At 49.6% G+C, this 19,868-nt stretch carries 15 protein-coding genes; 3 read left to right on the top strand and 12 right to left on the bottom strand.

Annotation, left to right across the window (positions count from 1 at the left end; genetic code table 11):
- Positions 1 to 6: 6 nt before the first annotated feature.
- The 9 genes from EV294_RS13900 to EV294_RS13940 all read right to left on the bottom strand — a co-directional run bounded on the left by EV294_RS13900 (position 7) and on the right by EV294_RS13940 (position 13,008).
- Entirely contained in the window at positions 7 to 903 is an 897-nt protein-coding gene (locus EV294_RS13900; RefSeq protein ID WP_132307692.1) for an ABC transporter permease, read from the bottom strand.
- Positions 900 to 1,715, bottom strand: a complete 816-nt coding sequence (locus EV294_RS13905) for an ABC transporter permease (RefSeq protein ID WP_132307694.1) — start codon at positions 1,713 to 1,715, stop codon at positions 900 to 902. Before EV294_RS13905 ends, EV294_RS13900 begins: the two co-directional genes overlap by 4 nt.
- A gap of 57 nt (positions 1,716 to 1,772) precedes the next feature.
- Positions 1,773 to 2,576 carry an ABC transporter ATP-binding protein gene (locus EV294_RS13910; RefSeq protein ID WP_207918146.1) on the bottom strand — a complete coding sequence of 268 codons (804 nt, stop codon included), beginning with the start codon at positions 2,574 to 2,576 and terminating at the stop codon, positions 1,773 to 1,775.
- A 629-nt stretch (positions 2,577 to 3,205) separates the two neighbouring features.
- A complete protein-coding gene (gene lacZ, locus EV294_RS13915) occupies positions 3,206 to 6,262 on the bottom strand; it encodes a beta-galactosidase, LacZ type (protein WP_132307695.1) in 3,057 nt (1,018 codons plus the stop codon).
- Positions 6,263 to 6,345: 83 nt separating this feature from the next.
- The gene (locus tag EV294_RS13920) at positions 6,346 to 7,164 is read right to left on the bottom strand and encodes a carbohydrate ABC transporter permease (protein WP_132307697.1); all 819 of its coding nucleotides are present in this window, start codon (positions 7,162 to 7,164) and stop codon (positions 6,346 to 6,348) included.
- Complete coding sequence (locus EV294_RS13925; RefSeq protein WP_132308030.1) at positions 7,157 to 8,032, bottom strand: carbohydrate ABC transporter permease; 876 nt, start codon at positions 8,030 to 8,032, stop codon at positions 7,157 to 7,159. Before EV294_RS13925 ends, EV294_RS13920 begins: the two co-directional genes overlap by 8 nt.
- Before the next feature lie 145 nt (positions 8,033 to 8,177).
- On the bottom strand, positions 8,178 to 9,485 hold the full coding sequence (locus EV294_RS13930) for an ABC transporter substrate-binding protein (protein ID WP_132307699.1): 1,308 nt from the start codon (positions 9,483 to 9,485) through the stop codon (positions 8,178 to 8,180).
- Positions 9,486 to 9,644: 159 nt separating this feature from the next.
- Positions 9,645 to 11,426 carry a sensor histidine kinase gene (locus tag EV294_RS13935; RefSeq protein ID WP_132307701.1) on the bottom strand — a complete coding sequence of 594 codons (1,782 nt, stop codon included), beginning with the start codon at positions 11,424 to 11,426 and terminating at the stop codon, positions 9,645 to 9,647.
- A gap of 13 nt (positions 11,427 to 11,439) precedes the next feature.
- Positions 11,440 to 13,008: a response regulator transcription factor gene (locus tag EV294_RS13940; RefSeq protein ID WP_132307703.1), complete on the bottom strand. Its 1,569-nt coding sequence runs from the start codon at positions 13,006 to 13,008 to the stop codon at positions 11,440 to 11,442.
- A 266-nt stretch (positions 13,009 to 13,274) separates the two neighbouring features.
- Here EV294_RS13940 and yhbH point away from each other — a divergent pair, with 266 nt between their 5' ends.
- On the top strand, positions 13,275 to 14,438 hold the full coding sequence (gene yhbH / locus EV294_RS13945) for a sporulation protein YhbH (RefSeq protein ID WP_132307705.1): 1,164 nt from the start codon (positions 13,275 to 13,277) through the stop codon (positions 14,436 to 14,438).
- A gap of 593 nt (positions 14,439 to 15,031) precedes the next feature.
- The gene (locus tag EV294_RS13950; RefSeq protein WP_132307707.1) at positions 15,032 to 15,514 is read left to right on the top strand and encodes a DUF2975 domain-containing protein; all 483 of its coding nucleotides are present in this window, start codon (positions 15,032 to 15,034) and stop codon (positions 15,512 to 15,514) included.
- A gap of 31 nt (positions 15,515 to 15,545) precedes the next feature.
- Here the strand turns inward: EV294_RS13950 and EV294_RS30685 are convergent, their stop codons facing one another.
- Positions 15,546 to 16,031: a CPCC family cysteine-rich protein gene (locus EV294_RS30685; protein ID WP_243711661.1), complete on the bottom strand. Its 486-nt coding sequence runs from the start codon at positions 16,029 to 16,031 to the stop codon at positions 15,546 to 15,548.
- 106 nt (positions 16,032 to 16,137) lie between these two features.
- Positions 16,138 to 16,917 (bottom strand): hypothetical protein, encoded by a 780-nt coding sequence (locus EV294_RS13960; RefSeq protein ID WP_132307709.1) that lies wholly within the window; start codon positions 16,915 to 16,917, stop codon positions 16,138 to 16,140.
- Between the two features lie 275 nt (positions 16,918 to 17,192).
- On the opposite strand from EV294_RS13960, the gene EV294_RS13965 reads away from it, so the two are divergent.
- On the top strand, positions 17,193 to 18,539 hold the full coding sequence (locus EV294_RS13965) for an FAD-binding oxidoreductase (protein WP_132307711.1): 1,347 nt from the start codon (positions 17,193 to 17,195) through the stop codon (positions 18,537 to 18,539).
- A gap of 61 nt (positions 18,540 to 18,600) precedes the next feature.
- Here the strand turns inward: EV294_RS13965 and EV294_RS13970 are convergent, their stop codons facing one another.
- Positions 18,601 to 19,866 carry an Ig-like domain-containing protein gene (locus EV294_RS13970; protein ID WP_132307713.1) on the bottom strand — a complete coding sequence of 422 codons (1,266 nt, stop codon included), beginning with the start codon at positions 19,864 to 19,866 and terminating at the stop codon, positions 18,601 to 18,603.
- Positions 19,867 to 19,868: the final 2 nt, after the last annotated feature.

The raw sequence follows: 19,868 nt of genomic DNA on the forward strand, positions 1-19,868 counted from the left end.
AAGAAGTTATTGCAGCTTGCGCCGGGCGACATGCCACGGAATCGCGATTCTCTCAATTAGCTGTATGAGGGAATAGAAAGCAATGCCAAGCGCGGCAGCGATAACGATGCAGGACCAGGCAATCGGCATATTGCCCAGCTTGATCTGATCGGATAGCAGAAAGCCCAGCCCTCTGGAGGAAATAAAAAATTCGCCAACTATCGCCCCAATAATGCCGGTTGCCATATTAATCTTGAGCGCTGTAAAAATATATGGCAGTGCAAGCCGAAGTCGCAGCTTGTAAAAGATGGCGAACCCCCCTGCCGCGTAAGAGTGCATCAACTCCAGATAGGCGGGCTCAACGGAACGCAGCCCCTTGTAGGCGCTAACCGCCATTGCGGCCATCGTCATGATCGCGACAATCGCCATCTTGGAGGCGATGCCGTCACCGAACCAATTGTTCATTACCGGCGCGAGCGCAACGATGGGTACGGCGTTGAAGGCAGCGACTAAGGTGACGGCGCCTTTGCCCAGTTGCGGAAAAAAGGAAGCTGCAACAGCAGCGAGGAGCCCAATAGACGAGCCAATCAGACAGCCTCCCAGCATTTCCGCGCCGGTGTAGAGGGAATAGTTCCAGAGGAGATCGCGGTTTGTCTGAATAGCCTTTCCGATGGCTGACGGAATCGGCAACTGATAAAGCTCCAGGTGAAAGAGCTTGTGGAATCCTTTTAGCTGCCAGATAACCAGAAAGAGGAGGCCGAATCCGATAGGCAGCCAAAGCGCGCTTGCGGATTGTTTTCGTAAGGAGCTTGGGGTTAGACCGCTAATCTTAGCGTTCCGTCCTGCCGTATGGTCTGTTGCTAATCTAGGCTGCGGGGGCGGGACTGGGGGCGGCTCCGTATGGAGGGCGGTCATCTCCTTCATCTCTCCCCACCTCCTTGCGAGCGGAATTCCGGCTGCCATGGAGTCCATAACCGCTCAGCCAGCGTGACCAGCAGAAACCAAATTAACCCGATTGCAACGCTGATTAGAATCGTGGACCAGAACATATACACCTGCGAGCTGCCGTAGTAAAGAGAGCTGAGCATTAATACGCCAATGCCGTTTGGCGCGCCCATCAGCTCAACGATAATAGAAGCGGTAATCGCGAGGGGGGCGGACAGCTTCAGTCCGGCAAAAAGACCGGGAAGCGATGCCTTCAGCCGCAGCTTGGTGTACGTCGTCCATCCAGAGGCTGCGTACGAGCGCATCAGCTCCTCCTGCTCCGGCTTAATGCTCCGAAGGCCGCGAAGCATATGGATGGCTACCGGAAAAAAGGTTACGTATCCCGCCATCAGCACCCTCGACAAGGCAGGATCGTGAATAATGCCGTACAAGATTGGGGCTAGCCCAATGATCGGAACCATTTGCGAAGCGATCATATAGGGAGATAAGGTCAGCTCGATCGCTCTGGACAGGCTCATGATAATGGCAAGGGCAACCCCAACTGCGGTTCCAGCTGCAAATCCCAGTATCGAGTTTCCGAAGGTGATCATGCCTTGCTCGGCTAATGCGGACCAATGCTTGATCAGGGCCTCCATGACAAGGTGAAGATAAGGGAGCTTGGAGGCCGGAGCCATCACATGGGCAATTTCGGCTATGTACCAGGCCGCGACTTCCCATAGCGCCAGAGCTCCCGCCGCCCATATGGCGATAATGCCGCCCTGGCCGCTTTTTCTAAGCCATCCGGTTATCAAGGGGATCACGCTCCTAAAAAGAATTGCGAATGCAATTCTTACTTCGTAAGCATCTACTTAAGAATTGCGAATGCAATTCTTATCTTCTACAAAACAAGCCCTCACCTTGGCCGTCATCTCGTGGAAACGGCGTGAATCGCGGATTTGCTCGTAGCTGCCTTCCTCGCGTTCGATGTCCAAGATCGCATGGACGCGTCCGGGATGTGCCGACAGGACGATAACGCGATCGGACAGGAACACTGCTTCCGGAATGCTGTGAGTCACAAATACGATCGTCTTGCTGGTCTGTTTCTGAATGTCGAGCAGATCCAGCTGAAGCTTCTCCTTCGTAAACTCATCCAAAGCGGAGAACGGTTCATCCATCAGCAGGATCGGCGGGTCAAGCGCCAACGCTCTTGCAATCGCAACCCGTTGCTGCATGCCGCCGCTTAGCTGCCAAGGATAATGATCCTTGAAATTTGTTAGGCCAACCATGTCAATCAAACGCTTTGATATGGCTGAATATTCAGATTTTTTAAGGCCAAGCACTTCCATCGGAAGCTCGATATTATCCTTCACCGTGCGCCATTCGAATAAAGTAGGGCTTTGAAATACAATCCCGAACCTTCGCTTTAACCGGACTTCACGCGGCTCCTCTTCTCCGATTGTTATCCGTCCGCTTGTTGGCTGCAGGAGATCCGCGATTAACCGGAGCAAGGTGGATTTGCCGCAGCCCGAAGGCCCTAGCAGAGAGACGAATTCGCTCCGATGGATATCAAAGCTGACTTGCGAGAGCGCCGTCACCTCTCTGCCCTTCCGGCCAAACACCATCGATACACCGTCGATCCGTATCTCTATTTCCCTCTGACTCGCTTGTGACAATTTCCCAACCCCCTCGCTCTTGATGAAGATTGTTTATGTCATCCTTTACGCGCCGTTTATGTTGTTATGTAATATTATATAACACGAAATTCGGATTACATTATACAAACTGTTTTATAAAATGGCGTGAACGATGGACGTTATGTATAGAAGTAGCTGGACGGCGTTCATACGATGTGAGGGCTAAGTTACAATACTTGTGTGTTAACTGCCGTGAAATAGGTTGGGTTACTAAGCCAACGAAGATGCACCGGAGCAGCTCGTGGTTTAACTAACTCCCATTTCCGTTACGTTGTACATTTTGCAGGATAAGGGACGTAAAACGTTCTAAGTAGAAGATTACATTGCACGGAATGCAGTAATCGGGCCTCATGTTGTTGTTCTCACGCATATTCTGCGCCATATGCTGCACAACGTACAATGTCGAACAAGTTACTGGGCCGTAGAGCCTTATTATGCTGTATTTCGTGCAGTACGGCGGGCGGGGAAGTGACCGGTACGGTCCTCGTATGGAGCTCAAGGGACAATTTTTGCTGCTGCAAGGCGGGCTGCGGTCTTACGGCCTTACAGCTCTCCGCACAAAAAAATAGAGGCTGTCCCCTCGGGGACAACCTCTATTCTGCAGCCTTCTATATCGTGGAGCGGTCAACCGCCGAAATCGTAAACGTGAAGCTCAGGTCCTGATCCGCCGAAATTTGGTATTCCGGATGAACCGGAGCGCCCCAGCTGTCGTCGCCGCCTACGCCCATTTGGCGTCCGGCGACCGTTACAACGGTGTAATGCGGCTGCGGCAGCTCATACCAATGAGCGGCGTTTTCCAGCTCAAAGGCTGTCCAAGGCGATACGTTGCATTCCACCGGTGCTGATGGAGCTGCACTCAGCTGCAGTCCAAAGCCTTGGCTGTCCGTGATGCGTACGCGGCGCACGCCCGTACGGTTGCCCGTCTCTTGCGGTACCAGATACGGCGTTGGCAGGTCCTTCACCGCACGGCTGAACGTTCCGAGACGCGCGCCAAAAGCACGGTCGATGTAGTTCTCTTCCGGCCCCATGGCATACCACTCGGTCTGATCATAGTCCGCAGACAGCTTGAACGTCAGGCCAACAATCGGCACATTCGGAAGCCCGGCCGCACCTTTGTAGTCCGTCTTCACTTCAATGCTTCCGTCCGCAAATACCGTATAGGTCGTGCGTACGCGCAGGTCGGCGCTAATGCTGAAGCCGTATTCGAAGGCAACCGTAACGCGGTCGCCCGACGCGGCTGCGTCCAGCTCCACCTTCAGGCATTTGCGCGCCAAGCTTGCCGCATACCACAGACCGGCATCATAGCCATGCGCGTAACCTTTATCGTTATCCGTCTGCGCGCGCCAGAACTGCGGCACCGGCGGTGCTGCGATAAACTCGCGGCTGCCGTAGCGGATCGAGGCCAACGAGCCGACGCCTTTCGAGAACTGAATGGTGAAGCCATCGCCCATTACGCCAATGTTCACGTCGCCTTCTACAACGCGAAGCGATCCCGCGGGAACGGCTTCCTCCGCAGCCACTTCGAATACGTACTCGCCAAAAGCTACTTCATGGCCGGCTTCCGCCCACAGCTCATCCCGCTTGAGTACAAGTGCGGCATGAACCGCATATTCGCCGGCAATCTTCGTTACTTCCGCTGGCAGCGAGAGCGGCACAACGTCTTCGCTTCCCGGTTCCACGGCCGTTTCCCCGTTCCAGCCGAATACTTCTACGCCATCGCGGTATACGCGGACAGTCAAATCCCACTCGCTTGTATTCACGAACAGGTTCTCGTTTATCACTTTAACGCCCGTGCGCGAAGGCACCAGCTTCACGTTCTGATACAGGAACTTCACTTCCTGCATCTTAGGCGTTACGCGGCGGTCCGCAAATACAATGCCGTTGCCGCAGAAGCTGTAGTCCGTCGGACGGTCGCCAAAGTCGCCGCCGTAAGCAAAGAACTCTTTGCCATAGCGGTCCTTGGTCATAATGGATTGGTCCATGTAATCCCAAATGAAGCCGCCTTGGTACATCGGGTACTTCTGCTCGAGCTCGGTGTATTTGTGCATGCCGCCAACCGAATTGCCCATCGCATGCATGTATTCGCAGCTGATGTAAGGCTTGGACGGATTGCTTTCCAGATATTCGATAATGTCCGCAGGCTTGGCGTACATCCGGCTTTCCATGTCGCTTGTCGCGTCGTATTTCCGGTTGTGGAACACGCCTTCGTAATGGACAAGACGGCTTGGGTCCTTCGCATGGAAGTACTTCGTCGCGTTCAGAATGACTTCGCCCGCATACGATTCGTTTCCGCAAGACCAGATAAGAATCGAAGGATGGTTCTTGTCGCGCTCAAGCATCGACTCGGCACGATCCAGCACGGAGCCCTGCCATTCCGGCAGATTGCCCGGCACGTTCCAGGATGGCTCAACCGCGCCCATCTTCTGCCACGAGCCGTGGGATTCGAGGTTCATCTCATCGATCAGATAAATGCCGTACTCGTCGCACAGCTCGTACCACAAGGTCTGGTTCGGATAATGCGAAGTACGAACGGCGTTCATATTATTCGCCTTGATCGTCTTAATATCCCAGATCATGTCCTCAGCCGTAATGGCGCGGCCGCGGCGTACGTTGAATTCATGGCGGTTAACGCCTTTGAATACGATTCGTTTGCCGTTCAGATGCATCACTTTATCGATCATTTCAAAGCGGCGGAAACCGGCTTTTTGCACGATGGCTTCAACCAGCTGACCCTGCGCATTCAATACAGACAAGCTTACGCTGTACAAATACGGCGCTTCCGCGCTCCACGGCTTTACTTCGCCTGCCTCAACCGCAACAGACAGCTTGCCATCCGCAAAAGCACCTTCGCCCGCGGCAACAACAACGCCTTCCGCGTCCTTCAGCTCAAGTTTCACCGAAGCGCCGGCATTGCCGGCTTGCTCGAGCAGCTCCAGGTCAACCTTCAAAGAGCCTTGCTTGTAGCTGTCATCCAGATCCGCATGGATAAACAGGTCTCTAACATGGACTTCCGGAACCGTGTACAGATAGACGTCGCGGAAAATACCCGAGAAACGCCAGAAGTCCTGATCCTCGAGCCAAGCGCCGGAGCTGCGTTGGTATACCTCCACCGCAAGCTTGTTGTCGCCCTCTTGGATAAACGGAGTAAGATCAAACTCCGAAGGCGTAAAGCTGTCTTCCGCATAGCCGACAAATTCGCCGTTTAGCCATACATAGAAGGCCGATTCGACGCCTTGAAACGAAATATAGACAGGACCGTTTAAGGATTCCGGCTTGCGGAAATGCTTCACGTAGCTGCCGACCGGATTGCTGACGACCGGAATAGCCGGAGGACGAACGGCGTCGAGGCCGTCCCAAGGGTACATCGTATTTACATATTGCAGCTGGCCATAGCCCTGCATCTGGATATGCCCCGGCACTTGAATATCATCCCAGCCGCTGCAATCAAAATCCTGCTTATAGAAGTTTTCGATTCGGCTCGCCGCATTTACGGCATAGCTGAATTTCCAACCGCCGTTCAAACCATGGCGCATCGCCATTGGCGCTTTGCGCTCCGCTTCCTCCATCGTGCCGTAATACCGATGATCGGAGTGCGCGTCCAGACGGTTTACGCGGTAAACGGTCGGATCGCTGAGCCAATTGATGTCTGCCCTTGTTGCTTTCATTCTGTTTGAATCCTCCCTAAAATGAATTATCACCACAATAGCCCGTTATTACGGGCTATTGTGATGATTCATTGCTTGCGAGCCTATTTCACCGATCCTGTCATTCCCGCGACAAAATGCTTCTGCATCAGGAAGAAGACAATGGCCGTTGGCAGCGTCGCAATCAGAATAACAAGCATGTTCACGCCGTAATCCGGCGAGTAGCTGGAGCCGAGGTTCGAGATCAGGAGCGGAATCGTCCGTTTCTCCGGGGATTGCAGCACGACGAGCGGCCACAAATAGTTGTTCCAGCTGGACATAAACGTAATAATGGCTGCTGCCGCATACGAAGTTCTCATCGTTGGAACGTAAATGCGGAAGAATACGCCAAGTTCGTTTAATCCATCTATTCGACCCGCTTCGAGCATTTCCTTCGGGAACATCTTTGTACTTTGACGGAAAAAGAAAATTAAGAACGCGGTCGTCACCGTAGGCAGTACGACGGCCGTCATGGTATTGATCCCGATTGCCGGGATGTTTTGCGTGATCGTGCCAAACATCCGGTATAGAGGAACCATCAGAGCGGCAAAAGGAATCATCATCGAGAGCAGCAGGATGTTAAAAACAACGTCCTTCGCTTTGCTGCGGAAAATTTCAAAGCCATAACCGGCAAGCGATGCAATCAGAAGAGCCAGTAGGGTTGTCGAGATTGAGATTTTTGCCGAGTTGAGAAGCGCCGGTCCAAGATCGATCTGATCCATAATTTTCGACCAGTTCGCCCCCAGATTGGAGCCGGGCAGCAAGGTGCCCTTCGTTACGTCAACCGACTTGTTCGTTGCGCTTATGATCATCCAAATAAATGGGAAGATCGATACAATGGCCGCAATGCTCAGGAATACATAGGTGAAAATCCGTTTAGCCATTTTTATCACCTGCCAGTTTAAACTGAAGAATCGAGAAGATTACAATAAGGATAACGACAGCGTACGAGACGGTCGCGGCATAACCGAAGTCCGGCGTATATTTGAACGAAAGGTTGTAAATATACTGCGACAGCGTCATGGTTGAGTTACCGGGTCCGCCCTTCGTAATGTTCATGACTTCATCGAACAATTGCAGAGTACCAATCGTCGAGGTGATCGAAGTGAACAAAATAATCGGCTTCAGCAGCGGCACCGTAATCTGACTGAATTGGCGGAAGGCCGAAGCGCCGTCAATCCGTGCTGCTTCGTAAATCGAGTTATCGATATTTTGCAGGGCAGATAGATAGAAAATCATGTTATATCCGGTCCAACGCCATGTGATGGCGATAATAATCGTAATTTTAGCCCAGAACGGGTCAGTGATCCATTGAATAGGCGCGCTAATCAGATGCAAATTAGTCAGCAAAGAGTTAATCAAGCCGTCATTGCCGAACAGGTATTTGAAAATAACGGAATAAGCAACCAGCGATGTTACGGCCGGCAGGAAGATCGCCGTACGGAAAAATCCTTTAAGCTTCAGCTTGCTGTCATTAAGCAAAACCGAGATAAACATGGCAAGCACAATCATGATTGGTACTTGGATAATCAGGAAAATAAACGTGTTTTTCAGTGCGGTAATAAAAGTCTGGTCTTTTAACAGCCTTGAATAGTTGTCTCCACCAACATAATGCAGGTTCGTGCCGGTTCCGGTCTGGAACGATAACATCAGTGCCTTAATCATCGGGTAGAAATAAAAGGCGCAAATCATGATGACGGCTATCGCGATAAACGACCAGCCGATCGCATTGCCTCTCGCCTTAATATTCATTGCTTTTGCTTTACTCACAGCGGCAGCCAGCTCCTTCCTATCTTGAGCATTCATAATAAAGACCTTGGCTGGGCCCCCGCGGGGCACGCCCTTAAGAGATGGCGGCGGAACGCGGAGGACCATGTTCCAAGGTCAATTTCTCTCTTTATTTAACAGACGAATCTGCTTGTGCTTGCGCGTCTTTCAATACATCGTCGATCTTCTTGCCGTTCAGGTAGTTCTGCATTTCGACGACCAGAATATCTTCGATTGCGTACGTGTGCATACCGTAGTTCACGCTTGGAATTTCCGCTGTCCATTTCGCGAAGTCCTGTACGATTTTTTGACCGCCGAAGAATTCGTTGGACGCTGTGTACGCCTCACCTGTTGTTGCCGGCTTGTAAGTACCGATAGCGCCTACATCCGTAACGAGTTTTTGGTACAGGTCAACGTTCGAGCCAAGCGTTGCTTTCAGGAACTCGGCTGCTTGCTCTTTGCCAGGAACGTTCAGAACGTACCACGAGCTGCCGCCAAGGTTTGTTGCGTGTACGGAGTTAGGCGTTTTCGCAAGCTTAGGCATTGGAGCAACCGCCCATTTGCCGGATTGCGAAGCTTCCGCCGTGATGGAAGGCGTGAACCAGTTGCCCGTTGGTACCGATGCAGCGTCGCCATTGTTATAGTTCGCTACGAATTGGCTCCAGTCGGAGTGAATTTTCACGATGTTGGCATCCATCATTTTTTTGTATACTTCGAACGCTTCCTTCATTGCTTCGTTGTTCGCAATGTTAGGCGTTTTGCCGTCTTCGTTCAGGTACCAGGAGCCGGCGGATTGAATCATCATGCGGATAATACCGAGGTCGTTCGGATCAAGGGAGATCCAGTCCTTGCCTGTTGCTTCTTTTACTTTTTTGCCAATATCGATGTATTGGTCCCAAGTAATGTCTTGAAGATCATTAATGGTGTAGCCGGCTTTCTCGAGGTAGTCGGTTCTTACATAAAGACCCGCAACGCCGGAGTCGAACGGAACGCCATAGTATTTGCCGTCAACGCTTGTTGGTCCAAGCTTGTAATCGGCAAAGTCCGAAGGGTTAATGACGCTGCTCAGGTCGTAGAACATATCCGGGTAAGCTTGCAGGAAGCTTTGCGCGCGGTAGTCCTCGATAAGTACAATGTTCGGCAGACCTTTCGTCGTGCCGGAGCTCATGCCCGTATTCAGCTTTTGAACGATATCGTTCTGAGCGTTTTCTACAATATCAACGGTCAAATCCTTGTTCGTTGCCGCATAAGCGTCTTTCGCAAGGTTCATCGCTTTGATGTTAAAGTTAGGATCCCATGCCCAAACCGTAATTTTGCTTGCGGCTTTACCGCCGTTTTCCGCGCCGCTATTCGCGTTGTTTTTGCTGTTGTCCGAGTTAGACGAACAAGCCGACAAAGCAACTGCGCTAAGAGCAAGTACAGTGACTAATTTCTTCACTTTCAAGACCTCCGCATCTGTATATGTGTTGTAAGCGTTTTCCGGCTTACGAATCCATGATAGCATTCCCATCACGGCGCTCGTTAGAACGATCTTTACAACGAATTGTCATTTTATTATGAGTTGCTTGAAAGTGGTCTATTCGCACTAGGACAATCTTTAGAAATTTGGATCATTGTTAGATTCAAGAAGCGGAATGCGAATTTTGACCCGGGTCCCTTCCCCGATTTCGCTTGTTATGGCAACCCCGTATTCCTCGCCGAATAACAGCTTGATCCGGTCATTTACGTTGCGCACGCCAATCCCGCTGAACAGCTGGCGTCTGTTCTCCTGACTCGGGATTCCTCCGTTCATATTCATGCCGTCGCCATTATCCACCACTTCGCAGACAAGCGAAGAACCTTCCTGCGCAACCATGATGTAGATGTAACCTTCGGATTTGTCGTTAAAAGCATGGAAAAACGCATTTTCGATAAAGGGCTGAATCATCAGCTTCGGAATCCGGTAATTCAGGCAATCCGGGCCGATGAAATAACTGACGCGAATCCGTTCGCCGTAACGAACCTGATTGATAAACACGTAATTTTTCATATTGTCGAGCTCTTGCTGCACCGTAATCATCTCGCTGACATTGCCGATGGCATTCTGCAGAAGCGAGATCAGCGCATTAATCGTTTCGGCCGCTTTTTCCTTATTCCCCTGCTGGACCATAAACTTCACCGAGGCAAGGGTATTATACAGAAAATGAGGATTGATCTGCTGCTGCAGCGCTTCCAGCTCCGCGTTGCGCTGCTGCTTCTGCGTCTCCACCAGCTTGTCGACATACTCATTCAGCTCGTCAATCATGGCGTTAAAAGCGAAGCCCAGCTGTCTGGTCTCGTAGCTGCCGTCCACCTTCACGTGGCGGTCGAACTCGTATTTGGAGATCGTGGAGATCTGCTTCACAAGCCGGGTCAGCGATTTGGTCAGCCGCCTTGAGATAATGAACACGATAATAACCGCCGCGGCCACAATCGCCATGACGATAAGCGTAATCTGCCGCGTATCGGTTAACTGTCCCAGAACTTTCTTTTTGTCAATCACATTAACCATGTACAAATCTAATCCGGCAATATACTCGGACAAAAGAAGATGGTCCTTGCCCATTATGTCGGCATTCCTGTAATCCAGGCCCTTCTCGTCGATCTCTTTCGCATACTGAAGAAGATCCGGCGAACGCTGCCCGATCCAGTCATTGCGGTTGGAGGATACAATCGTGCCCCGGCTGTCAATAACCGCCACATCATTGCCAAGACTCGTATTGCTGTCATAAAACCGGGCGAAATAAGGCTCGCGCACGGCAAAATAGACCATGCCGTAGACCGTCCCGCTGCGGTCGACCAAAGCCTTGGACGCTACTATCGTAGGCTCGATGCCGGGCGTACCGGAGGTTTCGGCGTCGTCATAGGAATACATCAGCCTGCGAGGCTCCGCAAGAGAACGCTTGGTTATGGGATGATTCGCAAGCGCGTCATCCGGCACGGGCCAATACGAACGGTCCGTCGAATAACGGCGGCCGTTCACGCCTGTGACCGTGATGCCCACCTCATAAGCATCCACGCTGGACCGGATCTTGTTCATCTGCTGCCCCATTTGAAAATAACTGCCTACCATAACGTTCGATTCTCCGCTGCCTTCGGTCAGAAACTGCTTGATCGTGCCGCTCTGCGAGATTTTATTTGCCGTCAGCACAAGCGAATAATTAAAGGAGTCCATGCCGGTTCTGATCTGCGCGATAATCTTCGAATTGGTAATGCTGAAGGTCTCCATAAACACGCGGCTGGACACGTTCATCGTTGTCCAGGTTGCCGTAATCGAAACGGCCACAATGCTTACGACCATAATAATGAACATTTTCACGAAAAGGCCGTTATATTTGAATCGGTCGAGTATTTTGCTCAAAGCTATCACTCACTCATCTCAGGTTTTGTTGCCGGTAGCGGCTTGGCGACAGTCCGGTATGCTTCTTGAACACTTTGCAGAAATAGCTGTGATCCGAATAGCCGACCATCCCGCTGATCTCCGAGATCGAAGCTTCCCCTGCCCGCAGCAGCTCCGATGCTTTCTCCAGTCTCACCCTATGCAAATAATCGACAAAGCCCTCGTTATGATGGGTAGAGAAATAGCTCGACAAATAGGAGGGGTTAAAATGAAAATGCTTCGCCATCTCCGTCAAATTGAGAGATTCGGCATAATGCTCGTGAATATAATCCAGCAGCCGCTTCATGTTGGCATTGCCGGACTGCTCGGCTTTTTCGGCAATGCACAGCTTCGCTTCCCCGATAAACGCGGTCAGCAGCTCTGCCGCCGCATTTGCGTTCCGCGATTCCTCGATAGCCTTGAAGTAGTAATATTTCTTCGTCTCCAGCTGCTGCGTGCCGTAGTTCATATTGCCCAGCAGGACGGTAATGTTGAAAATAACATTGCTCAGAAACGACTTGAACTCAAAGACATCCGTCGTATAGTTTGTTTTGAACGCTTCCAGATGATCCAGCAAATAGTCAAACGCCGTATCGAACCGTTCCCGCTTGAACGATTCCGTAAAGCTGTTCAGGTTAAACGGTTCTGCCGCCTGCACGGATTCCGGGAACTCATGGAACAATAGCAGATGCTTGTCCGGGAAGTAAAAGGCGTAATCCATCATTTTCAGCAGACTAGCCTTATAAGACTGCTCCAATTCGGTTATGGCCGAGAAAGGCTCGCTGACCACAACCGCCACATCCAGCTCCGGCTGATTGATCAGGCTCGCCATCGTTCTGCCCCAATAGGGCAGCAAGCTCAGCATGGTGTAATCCAGATTAAGAAGCAGCAGAATCATAGGCGGTTCGGCCTTTAGAACGTGGTAGACCAGCTGATCGGCATGAAGCGCCTGTTTGTCCAGCTCGCCTTGCATCGTCAGCCGGATGGCATTCACCTGCTCCTTCGTTACCGTCATTCCGCGCAAGTCGACGCCAAGAAGGCAGAAGGCGCTATGCGGAAAATAAACTCCCAGCTCCGCTTCAAGCTGCTTGGCATCCATCTCGTAGCCGGATAGCAGCTTCTCCAGCACCGAATCGATTGTAGGCCCCTGATTCGCGGATTGCTCGTCCCTTTGCAAGGACGGAATTTTATCCGCCACTGCTTTCAGCACGTTCAGCATGTGGCCGGTATCAAGCTTGGGCTTTAATATATAATCGCGTACGCCGCTTTGAAAGGTGGAACGTACGTAATCGAAATCTCCAAAGCTGCTTAAGACAATGACCTCAATATCCGGGTATTGCAGCTTGATCTGCCTAGTCAGCTCTTCGCCGTCCATAATGGGCATAACAAGATCCGTCAGCACGATATGAGGCCGCAGCTCCGCGATCAGCTCAAGCGCTTCTTTGCCGTTTGAAGCCTCCCCCACGATCTGAAAGCCTTCCTGCTCCCAGTTCATGTAATGCTTGATCCCTTGCCGGATCAGAGCTTCGTCGTCCACGATCAGCAGCTTGCAGTAGTTTGACATGGTGTACCTCCTCAAAAGAATTGCCGCATGCTTTTTTTGGCAATTCCTACTTCGTAAGCATGGTTCTGCACTTACATATGTAAAGTACATTATAACCGATAAAGCGAGCCCATTTCTCACCTTTCTGAGCCGGCTGTCCTTGTTACATTTTGGCGAATTATTTGGAAGTTTGCTAGAATCGGGCAACTTTTGGTTCACATATCCGGGGAGGACTTGAATATATTGAATAACAAACCCAAAAAACTGTGCAAGGAGGTGCTCCGAAAATGGGTTCAGCAGAAGATAGACTGTTTGTTGTATCTCAGGAGGATTGGTCGCTGCATCGTAAAGGCTACCAGGATCAAGCCAGGCACCAGCAGAAGGTCCGGGAAGCCATTAAGCAAAACTTGCCCGACCTCGTGTCCGAAGAAAGCATTGTCATGTCTGACGGCAAGCAAGTAATCAAAGTGCCGATTCGGAGCCTTGACGAATTCCGATTTGTGTATAACTACAATAAAAATAAACATGTTGGTCAAGGAGACGGAGACAGCCAGGTCGGCGACGTGTTAGGCGTCGATCCGCAAGCGGCCAAAGGGCCCGGCAAGGGCGAAGGCGCTGGCGATCAGCCCGGCGAGGATGTGATCGAAGCGGAGATCAGCTTGGCCGAGCTGGAGAGCATGCTGTTCGAGGAATTAGAGCTGCCGTTCCTTCGCCAGAAGGATAAGGATCAGCTCGAGACGAAGGAAATCCGGTTCAACGATATCCGGAAAAAAGGCATCATGTCCAACATCGACAAGAAGCGAACGATCATGGAAAACCTGCGGCGCAACGCCACGTCGGGCACGCCGGGCATCCACGGCATCTCGCCGGATGATCTTCGCTACAAGACCTGGGAAGAGATTGTGCGTCCGCAATCCAATGCCGTTATCCTCGCGATGATGGATACGTCAGGCTCCATGGGCTCATTCGAGAAATACGTAGCCCGTTCGTTCTTCTTCTGGATGACCCGCTTCCTGCGGCATCAATACGAGAAAGTCGAAATCGTATTCATCGCCCATCACACCGAAGCGAAGGAAGTGACCGAAGAAGAATTTTTCACCCGCGGCGAAAGCGGCGGCACGATCTGCTCCTCCGCCTACATCAAGGCGCTCGAGATTATCGACAGCCGGTTCTCGCCAAGCATGTACAACATCTATCCGTTTCACTTCTCCGACGGCGACAACCTGACCAGCGACAACGAGCGCTGCGTCAAGCTGATCGGCGAGCTGCTCAAGCGCTCCAACTTATTCGGCTACGGCGAAGTGAACCAGTACAACCGCTCGAGTACGCTTATGTCCGCGTATAAGCATATTAATATGCAGCATTTCATGTACTACGTCATTCGCGAGAAAGGCGAAGTGTATAACGCCCTCAAGTCTTTCTTCCGCAAGCGGGAAGGCGTTGTAGGGTAAAAAGAAGCCGGTCGTCCAGGGGACGGCCGGTTTTTCTCATTTTTTTACTTTTCTCCTTAACGTATAGAGATACGCCATCCAAACCATGCATAGGAGGATCTGTACGATTGTGATTGCCGCATTAGGCGAAATGAATATTAGTGATGACACTAAGAGAAGCAAAAGCAAAGCGCCATACAGCGTAACCGAAGGCTTGCCTTTATGCTGCACACTCTTTTGAATCAACAATGTCGCCGAAATTAAAGCAAATCCCTCGACCCATGCGATTATTACGCATATAAATCCTGGTATTTGTGATTGTTGTATCCTAAAAAACAATAGAACGGTTAAAACTGCTGAGAAAATATAAAAGATTAGATTCTTCATTCTTCGTTACCTCATTTTAGACTATTCTTGATGTTGTTACTTCCGTAAACTTCTTTTTAAATATCCTCTGTGAACGATTATGCCGCAAGTCCGAATTTGAACAGAATCATATACTTTATGATTAATCTTTAGCAATAATAATATAATAATAAACAACACTAATTTATTGTAAAACGATAAATCATATGATAAAATCATGTTGTCCTTAAATAAGTGAGGTGTTTTAAATGAATGTTGAACGAGTTTCAACCACTTTCTTAAAGGTAATTATTATTCTGTTTGGAATTGCCATGCTTGCCGTGTGTATATTTTTGTTGCCTGAAGCAGCTATAAGAGACGCGATAGAGCGTCCAGGTGATTATTCGCTCTATCCACTTTTGGTATGCGCATATGGTATATGTATTACGTTTTTTGTAGCGTTGTATCAAGTATTTAAACTTTTAACCTATATCGAAAAGAACAATGCTTTCTCTGAGTTATCTCTTCAATCTTTGAAGACAATAAAAAAATGCGCTTTTACTGTCATTTTCTTCATTTTGTTAGCAATAGTTTATTTAAGGGTCCATGCTCAATTCACAGGTGATGATGCAGCAGGTCCAATAGCTCTAGGTCTAATGGGGGTTTTAGCAGCAAGTATTATCGCAGCCATTGCGGACGCACTTCAAAAGCCATTAAAAAATGTCCCAGATATAAAGCCAAAAAATGAATGATTAACGGATATGTAATCAATCCCTCATTCGCTCACACATTATTCTCAGGTAATTCCTCTTCGATAGGCTCTCTAACCAAATGCTTCTTCTTTACTTTGCAAACGCCATGCCTTTTATAATTTTTAACGGCTTCATTTAATGAGAGCTTGTTGGCTCCGATGCTTATATGAGGCCTTTCATGCGCTATTAGATCATATTGCCAAAAACAAACATCGCAAATTTCTACGATGACTTCATCATCGCTGCGGATTGTGAAGTATCCGCAGCAAGGACACTGTATATTATTTCCTGAGGCTGACCTTACAATTTGGGCTTGAACTCGCTTCTGTTTATCCCGCCAATTCATATTCCCAAAAATGATCCCCATTGCCGCGCCGGCAAAACAGTCGTAATAGTCGAATTCTCTATGAAACAAATAATAGGCAGCTAACATAAAAGCTAGATAATAGAGTTCACCCTCTACTGCTCTCCGGAAAAGAAATGCGTACTTTATTCGCTTCACCTCATCAGCACTCAACTGCATCCCTCCAGGGACAATTAAATGAAATATATCCTATATGAATGAGGATATTATACAAAAAGATGAAAAAGGATGACCGATCAAAGAGTGTTTATCATACTTGTTATTTTTTTATATGAACACCTACACCGTAGCTGCTCTCTCCATTTCCTATCTTCCAGTCATATTCTCCTTCAATCAAGTCCCCTGGAAGTTCCCCAACTGTTTGCCACTCTCCCTCATTCACGAGTGCATTCTGCTTCCATATAACCTGATTTCCCTTTAATAGGGATATCTCAACCTGATCAGCTCGAGCACCATGTCCAAGAACGGTGAATGGAGAACCTAATTTCAACTCGGAAGGTACCTCATAAGGTAATACATCTGGAAGCCATTTGGAATGATCTTTTGATACAAACTGAAAAAGCTTTTCGGAATCGGCGAAATATTCTCCTTTAACGGGATCAGATATCCAAATTGAATTTTGAACAGTGGTACAAGAGGTCTCCGTGTTCCCATTACCCTGCTTCGTGGCTGTACAATGCCATGCGGGTCTAATTTGCAGGATATCATGGTTCTTGAATTCTATATTGACAGCCATGCTGCGCTCCATTAGCGGTGACGTCATTTCTTTGCCGTCGATTTGTTTCGCTTCTGCTATCCATTGTAATAACTTCGCAATCCGTACATGATCTTTGGATCCTATAAGCGGTTTGCTTACGTACTGGGAAGGAATCGGCCATGACATATACACCCAGCCAACATCTCCAGCATACAGCTTATTATCAGTACGTAAAATACCTGTATCTTGAATGGCAGGGGTATGAGCCTCAAATTCGTTGCCTTGCAGGATAAGCAGCATAACCGTCACTAGTAAAAAACAAATGAGCACTATTTTTTTCACAGTGAAGACCTCCTATTGTCCCTTCTATTCTCACAAAGTTTATTTAGAAATCTTACCATATTTTTCTTTCTGAAATTAGAATTAAATGACACTAGCTTCAATTGTCATATTCGTGTCAATTTCCCGGGTAATTTATCGAATTGCGAATTTATAATCTTATACTACATACGTTCGCCTATACGCGCTGTTAGTCGCCTTCATACGTTATAGCGTAGCTGCCTAAAAATGGACTTACAACTTTAAGTATAACCATTAACTCATGGGGAGATGGATACGTGAAGGCCAAGACACAGCTTACGGGAAGAGTTATTTTCAAAGGCGACCCCGGTTACGAGACCGCTCGAAAGAACTGGGATCCACATACGGACCGGTTTCCCAAAGTATTTGTTTTTGCGAAAAAAACGCGTGATGTAGCAAATGCGATCAAATGGGCACGGGAGCATAAGGTGCCTATCCGCCCAAGAAGCGGCAGGCATGCGCTGGAAACTAACCTGTCGCAGGTAAACGGCGGACTTGTCATCGATACAAGCGAACTGAAGAAGATTACGTTGAATAAAAAAAGCAATACCGCCGTTGTCGAGACCGGTAACCGCGTCGGAAGAATCGTAGATACGCTTGCGCGGCAAGGCTACATGGCGCCATTTGGCGACAGCCCTTCCGTCGGCATCGGCGGAATTACCCCGGGAGGCGGGATTGGTCCGTTGCAGCGTACGACCGGACTTATCTGCGACAACCTGCTTGCTCTGGAAATGGTCGATGCCAAGGGCAGAGTCATCCGCGCAAGCAAGAAACGCAATGCCGATCTGCTCTGGGCTTCCCAAGGCGGCGGTGGCGGCAATTTCGGGGTATATACCAAGTATAAATTCAAAGTGAGACGCGCTCCGGTTAGGGCAACCGTATTCAGCATCACCTGGCCATGGGATCAGTTCGAGGAAGTCGTCAAGGCCTGGCAGAGATGGGCTCCTTTCACCAGCACCAAGCTGGGCAGCGAATTATCCGTCGGTCCGAAAAAAGGCGGAAATGTCAGCATGCTGGGGGTCTACCTGGGCTGCAAAAAGAAAGCCCTTAAATTTTTACAGCCTATCTTAAGCGTCGGAACGACAACCAAGAAGGACATCCGGTCTCTTCCTTGGCCGCAAGCGACCAAGTTTTTGCTGGCTCCGGATCCTATCCTTCCTCAAAAATTCAGCAATCAGTTCTCCAGCGGCTTCGGCAGACGTCCGTTCCCGGATAAGGCTTTTAAATATATGCGCGAGTTCCTGGAAAAGGCCGAGGGCGGAACGCCGGCCGGCTTCTACTTCCTCAACTGGGGAGGAGCGATTAGAAAAGTTGCGCCTCGAGCTACCGCCTTCTATTGGCGTGATCCGCAATATTACGTGGAATGGAACAGCTCGTGGGTGAAACCGTCCCATGCGGCTAAAAATATTGCCCTGGCTCGCAATACGAGGAAGAAGCTGCAGCCGTTTATCGTAGGCTCTTATATCAACGTGCCTGACCAAGGCATTAAATGCTCCGGCCCGGTTTATTATGGGAAAAACTACGCGAGACTGCGCAGAGTTAAGGCCAAATACGATCCGCAAAACGTGTTTAACAACCCTCAAAGCATTCCTCCGGCAAAATAAAAAAACAGCGGCGGTCTATTCGGACCACCGCTGTTTTTTGTGCCGTATAATAGTGACAACCTTATTTATTGTTACCCTCTTTGCCGTGAGGCTTTGTATTCTTGGGTTCTACCGTAATGCTGATTACCGCTGGTGCCGATGTAAGCGTCCCGTCACTTACCGTGAAGGTAAAGCTGTCCGTACCGGTAAAACCGGCTGACGGCTTGTACTTGTAAGCACCCGTTGACGCGTCTAGCGTAACCTTGCCATGTTCCGGCTGTGTTGCTACGGCAAAAGTCAGCGTTGTTCCGGCGTCCTCATCCGTTCCGCTTAACGTGCCTCTTAAGGCTTTGCCCTTCTTGGTTACTCCGCTTGCTGCAATTGCCGTTGGCGCATGATTCGCAGGATTAACCGTGATCGTTACCGTTGCGGGAGCCGAGGTAATGGTTCCATCGCTTACCGCGTATGCGAAGCTATCCTTGCCGATATAGTCAGCTTCCGGCGTGTAGGTATAAGCGCCTGTTGACGCATTTATGAATAGAGTGCCGTGCGTTGGGGCTGATATTTGAATAAACGTTAGATCATCTCCATCAGGATCCGTTCCATTTAGTACGCTGCTGAGTACAGTTTCCTGATTCACTTCCGCCTCTGCAGGTTTTGCTGCCGGCGCATCGTTTAAGGGGGTTACCGTAATCGTAATGGTCGCAGGCGCGGAGTATGACTCTCCGTCATAAACGATGACCATAAAGCTATCCGTACCGCTGTATCCCGGATTTGGCGTATACACGAATTCGCCTGTAGAACTGTTAATAGATAGAGCGCCATTAACGGGGGCTGCCGGTATGGAATAGGTCAAAGGATCTCCCGCATCCTTATCAAATCCGATCAGCTTGGCGATTATGCTTATATCTTCAAGCGTAGTATAAGACTTAGGATTTATCCACGGCGTATCATTAATATTGGTTATTGTAATCGTAACCGTCGCTGCGGTAGATTTTGTCGTACCGTCATCGGCTTTGAAATAAAAATTATCGCTGCCGCTGTAATCCGGCGCCGGTTTGTAGATGTAAGTACCATCCGGGTTAATTTCAACAGACCCGTGTGCCGGACCTCTTGCCAATGCAAACGTTAAGGGATCACCGTCCGGGTCAGTACCGGCCACACGGCCTTCCAATGTAGTATCTTCCATCATCGTTTCACTGGCCGCTGTTGCGGTTGGCGCATGGTTGACACCTGATTCTTGCGTTGCCGTCTCGGCCGCAAATGCGTAATTGCTGTGTGCCGTGAACCCTCCCGAGAGCAACAAGGTACCGCATGCGAACAAATAGGCCAATCTCCGGAATTTCATTA

Origin of the sequence: Paenibacillus sp. BK033 (assembly GCF_004345425.1) — a bacterium.
Classification (GTDB): domain Bacteria; phylum Bacillota; class Bacilli; order Paenibacillales; family Paenibacillaceae; genus Pristimantibacillus.